We start from the raw sequence: 492 nt of genomic DNA, 5'->3' as shown, positions 1-492 counted from the left end.
GAGGTGCTCTCCCAGCTGAGCTAATCACCCGAAACTGCGCTGGATACTACCGATACTGCGTCCACCGGCCCCATCATTAAAAAGTGGTGGGTCGTGCAGGATGACTCGCTTCGCTCGCCCTGGGGCGCCGTTGCTGAAGCAACGTTATCCTTCACGTTTAACACCGAAGTTCGATGTTAAAGATGGTGGGTCGTGCAGGATTCGAACCTGCGACCAATTGATTAAAAGTCAACTGCTCTACCAACTGAGCTAACGACCCGGTGGTGGGTGATGACGGGATCGAACCGCCGACCCCCTCCTTGTAAGGGAGGTGCTCTCCCAGCTGAGCTAATCACCCGATACTGCGCTGGATACTGCTAAGTGGTGGGTCGTGCAGGATGACTCGGCTTCGCCTCGCCCTATGGGCCGTTGCTGTCGCAACATTATCCTTCACGTTTTACTATCGCGTTCCACCAGAACGATTGGTGGGTCGTGCAGGATTCGAACCTGCGA

Annotated in this window: 3 tRNA genes (1 of these 3 only partly in view); all 3 read right to left on the bottom strand. The window is 55.5% G+C overall.

The annotated features are described in order from the left end of the window. Positions 1-183: 183 nt before the first annotated feature. Positions 184-259 (bottom strand) — tRNA-Lys (locus HMPREF3096_RS15440). A gap of 2 nt (positions 260-261) precedes the next feature. Further along, a tRNA-Val gene (locus tag HMPREF3096_RS15435) sits at positions 262-337 on the bottom strand. A 125-nt stretch (positions 338-462) separates the two neighbouring features. Beyond that, positions 463-492, bottom strand: a tRNA-OTHER gene (locus tag HMPREF3096_RS15430) (it continues 52 nt past the right edge of the window).

It is taken from the genome of Klebsiella sp. HMSC25G12, assembly GCF_001807705.1.
GTDB lineage: Bacteria > Pseudomonadota > Gammaproteobacteria > Enterobacterales > Enterobacteriaceae > Klebsiella > Klebsiella variicola.
This window is presented reverse-complemented; position numbering and strand designations above follow the sequence as displayed.